Here is a 4,245-nt window from a genome sequence, read left to right as displayed (position 1 = left end):
GTGCCAGACCGGCCAAGCTGATCACGCTCGATGAAGTCGGCAAGGGTTGCAGGATCGCTCGGTGTGTGAGCCACGAAACGAGCGCCGCTTTCGAGGCGACCGAAGAGGATGGCGAATTCGGGCCCGGCGCGACCATGCACGACCGTGTATGTCTCGATCGTTGCCTTGCCGTTCGGGCGCTCTTCAACCTGGGGGTGCTTCTCGGCATCAATCTCGGCCTGATAGGTAGCCGGATTTTCACGCTCCCATTTGCCTTCACGCGGTGTTGTCGAATAAAGGCCGAGGCCGTGCTTCGTCACGTACCAGCCATTCGATGTGACGAGGCCCTTGGTGCCCGGCTTCGCGCGGAGCTTGTCCATCATGGTGGCGATGGAGTGCATGACGTAGTTGTTTCCTGCACCTCCGAAGTAAGGCAGGCCACCCGTCACCGTGAGCGGACGCGGATCGTCTTCTGCAATGCCAAGCTCGTTACGGCCGATCTGCACGGCGGAGGGGAAGCAGGAATAGAGGTCGAAATAGTCGATCTCGCTCACATTCCAGCCCGACATGGCGAAAGCTTTCTTGCCCATCATGCGGATGGCGGGCGAGGAGTGGTAGTTCACGCGCTCGGTCGGATACCAAAGATCATTCGCATCGGCGCAGCCATGCAGGAAGACCCATTTGGACTGCGGAATGCCAAGCTCGCGCGCCTTCTTGACCGACATCATGACCACGGCGGCGGCCTGATCGACCTGCATGATCGCGTTCATATACTTCGTATACGGAAAACCGACATAGCGGTTATCGTCGGACGGCGTGGCGATTTCCTCCGCCGTGCGCTTGATCGGGAACCAGGCCTGCGGATGCTGTGCGGCAACTTCCGTGAAGGGGGCCATGAGGCGGCCCACGGCAAGCTGGTGATCCTTCACACTGCGGCCCGCCGCTCCACGGATCGCGTTTTCAAACATCGGGTAGATGTTCACCGGGAACTGAAGCTTGTGGATCTTCTCCACTTCAGTGACACCCGCCTTTTCGATACCGATATCGATGCGCTCGCCGCCCGGATTTTCGTCATGCCAGGGGAGCATCTTGCCCTGCCCCAGCGCGCGCATCAGCGTGCCGAAGCATTCGGAGCCGGCGACAAGCGCCACTTCCGTTTCGCCATTCGCGATGAGTTCGGCCGTGTAGTTGACGAGCATCTGCGGCGTGTTGCCGCCCGTCGGGCCGTAGCAGGTCTTGGACGGGTTAGCGCCGACCAGATTGGCCAGCGTCTTTGCCGCATTGGGATAGCGGCCAAAGGGAAGGCGGCCTGAATCGGGGCTGTCAGTGATGAAGCGAACGGTGGTCACATTGTCCACTTCCGCCCAGAGCTTCTTGCCAAGGCCGGTATCAGCCGCCGCAGCTTCCGCCGCATCGGCCATGAGATGCATGGGCGACTTTGCCTTCTCGACATCCTTTTCCTTCTGGACGAGCTGACCGCAACCGACGAGGACGGGCATACGGTCATCGAGCTTGATGTCGGACATGGAAGTCTCCCTGAAATATTTTAGTTCGTGGTGCTAACCAATTTCCGCCGAGAATAGCGAGTGACGCTCGCCTGTCCAGCGGGTCCGTGCGGGGTGAAAATCCGGTGCCTTTGCCCCTACGTCATGGGCTTGTCATTCAGACGCCGTGCTTTTCACGAAAGGCGAAGGCCGAGAGGAGGAAGCGCGCGCCATAGATCAGAGCCTCCGCATTCACGGCATGACCAAGGCCCGCAAGCGGTACGCCCTGACAGACGATGCCCGCCTCCGACATCGCCTTTACCGACATCATCATGCCATAGAGCGGCGCGAGTTGATCCTGCTCGCCATGCACCAGCATGACAGGCGGCTTCGAGGTTACTTCGGCGGAAAGCCTGTCTGCCCCGACAAGGCCGCCCGAATAGCCAAGCAGGGCAGCAGGCGCTACCTCGCGGCGAAGCCCCAGATGAAGCGCCATCACCGTGCCTTGACTGAAACCGACCAGCGCGAGGCGCGAGGCATCGAGTCCGACACGGCTGAGTTCGCCATCAATGAAGGCATGGAGGTCGGGCGCTGCCTCCACGGCATCATCGTAGAGTTTCGGATCGCCTGCGGGGCGCTTGCCGATCCAGCGGAAGCCGCCATCCTTCGCCTCATGCAGCCCGTCCGGCGCGACGAAGGCAACATTCGGCATGGAGCCCTGCCAATAATCCGCGAAGGTCATCAGGTCCGCCCCGTTTGACCCATAGCCGTGCAGGAAAATGACAAGCCAGTCGGCCTTGCCGGAAGGCGCGTCGCGGCGGAGAGCGGTGAGCGTCATGCCTGTCTGTCCTTCGCATAGGCTTTCAGCCGGTTGCTGGCTTCTATCAGGATCGCATCCTGCTTGCAGAAACAGAAACGCACGAGATGATGCGGCGCTTCCGACAATGCATAGAAAGCGGAAAGCGGGATCGCCGCGACCTTTGCCTTGATCGTGATCTCGCGGCAAAACTCGCTGTCGGTTCCCTTGAAGCCAAGCGGGCGGAAATCGGCCGAGACGAAATAGGTGCCGTCTGCGGGCAACACGGCAAAGCCCGCCTCGCGCAATCCCGCCGACAGGAGATCGCGCTTTGCCTCCAGTGATGAAGCCAGGCCCGAGAAATAGCTGTCATCCTTTCGCAGCCCATAGGCAATGGCGGATTGCAGCGCGGGCGGCGTGGTGAAAGTGATGAATTGATGCGTCTTGCCGACCACTTCCATAAGGGCGGCCGGGCCGGTGACATAGCCCACCTTCCAGCCCGTAAGCGAAAAGGTCTTTCCGGCGGAGCCGATGCGCAGCGTCCGCTCGCGCATGCCCGGCAGCGTCATCAACGGCACATGCTCATGACCGGAAAAGACGAGATGCTCATAGACCTCGTCGCAGATGGCATAGGCATCATGCGCCACGATGAGTTCGGCCAGGCGCGTGAGTTCCGCGCGGGAAAATACCTTGCCGACCGGGTTCATGGGCGAGTTGAGAAGAACAAGCTTGGTGCGCGGCGTGAAGGCCGCCTCAATCCGCTCGAAGGGGAGCGACCAGTCCGGCGGTGAGAGCGGCACGGCAACTGCCTTTGCTCCCGATGCTTCGATGATCGGCTTGTAGCTGTCATAGGCCGGCTCGAAGATGATGGCTTCATCACCCGGATTGAGAAGTGCCATGAGACAGTCCGCCAGCGCCTCTGTTGCGCCGGATGTCACCATCACTTCTTTCTGCCAATCGACCTCCAGCCCGTAGAAGCGCCGGTTCGCCTCCGCCACCGCCTGACGAAGCGCGGGGAGCCCCATCATGGGCGGGTACTGGTTCGGGCCTTCCACAATGGCCTTCGCTGCCGCCTCGCGCACATCATCCGGGCCTTCATCATCCGGGAAACCCTGCCCCAGATTGATCGCGCCATGCTCGACCGCCAGAGCGGACATGACCGTGAACACGGTCGTGCCAAGTGCCGAGAAGGTGCCGTTCAGTGCCCGCATTCTGCCTGCCTCATCCATTCCGCCAACATTCAGCCGGATTATTTCCTGTTTTGCGGTTGTCGCGGGGTGTGCCCCGGCTGTCAAATGGCGGATACTGAAATGGCAGGCCTGAAATGCGCGGCTTTCCGCCAGATATGAGATTAACGCGTGAAAAACGCCACTTTCTTAATCAATCTGACCATATTTTGTGCAACGCGCGCGCATAAAATACAGGCACCCCATAACGGGAAATAACCTAACCTTCTGTTTCTTAACGATTTTCCGCCCTCGCCCGAGTTGGCACGAGCCCTGCTATCAGAGAAGCGAGACGGCGGGCTGAACAGTTCCTCTGTGAGTGCCCAAAACAAGGAAGTCACGAATGAAAAAGATCGAGGCGATCATCAAGCCCTTCAAGCTCGACGAAGTTAAAGAGGCTCTGCAGGAAGTCGGCTTGCAAGGCATCACTGTTACCGAGGCCAAGGGCTTCGGCCGTCAGAAAGGCCATACGGAGCTCTATCGCGGTGCCGAATATGTCGTGGACTTTCTGCCGAAAGTGAAAATCGAAGTCGTGCTGAATGACGATCTGGTGGCAAAGGCCGTGGAAGCAATCCAGCAGGCCGCCCGCACGGGCCGTATCGGCGATGGCAAGATCTTCATCTCGAATATCGAGGAGACGATCCGCATCCGTACCGGCGAAACCGGCGCGGAAGCCATCTGACAGGCAGAGATGAGACAACGCGCTCGGAGCTGGGGCGAGCGCGGATTGAGACGGGCCACGGCCCGAACACCCCTAAAG

At 60.1% G+C, this 4,245-nt stretch carries 4 protein-coding genes; 1 reads left to right on the top strand and 3 read right to left on the bottom strand.

Going from position 1 to position 4,245, the window contains the following annotated elements:
- The 3 genes from WBF74_RS11620 to WBF74_RS11610 form a co-directional block, all read right to left on the bottom strand.
- A partial coding sequence (locus WBF74_RS11620; protein WP_424439878.1) for an acetyl-CoA acetyltransferase occupies positions 1-1,505 on the bottom strand: 1,505 nt, incomplete at its 3' end.
- 136 nt (positions 1,506-1,641) lie between these two features.
- A complete protein-coding gene (locus WBF74_RS11615; RefSeq protein ID WP_424439875.1) occupies positions 1,642-2,301 on the bottom strand; it encodes an alpha/beta hydrolase in 660 nt (219 codons plus the stop codon).
- Positions 2,298-3,470, bottom strand: a complete 1,173-nt coding sequence (locus WBF74_RS11610) for an aminotransferase (protein ID WP_424439872.1) — start codon at positions 3,468-3,470, stop codon at positions 2,298-2,300. The genes WBF74_RS11615 and WBF74_RS11610 overlap by 4 nt, the downstream gene beginning before the upstream one ends.
- Before the next feature lie 358 nt (positions 3,471-3,828).
- On the opposite strand from WBF74_RS11610, the gene WBF74_RS11605 reads away from it, so the two are divergent.
- Positions 3,829-4,167: a P-II family nitrogen regulator gene (locus WBF74_RS11605; protein WP_424439869.1), complete on the top strand. Its 339-nt coding sequence runs from the start codon at positions 3,829-3,831 to the stop codon at positions 4,165-4,167.
- Positions 4,168-4,245: the final 78 nt, after the last annotated feature.

The sequence above is a fragment of the Parvibaculum sp. genome (assembly GCF_049672805.1).
In the GTDB taxonomy this organism is placed as follows: domain Bacteria; phylum Pseudomonadota; class Alphaproteobacteria; order Parvibaculales; family Parvibaculaceae; genus Parvibaculum.
Note: the sequence above shows the minus strand (reverse complement) of the source record. Positions and strands in the feature narration are given on the sequence as shown.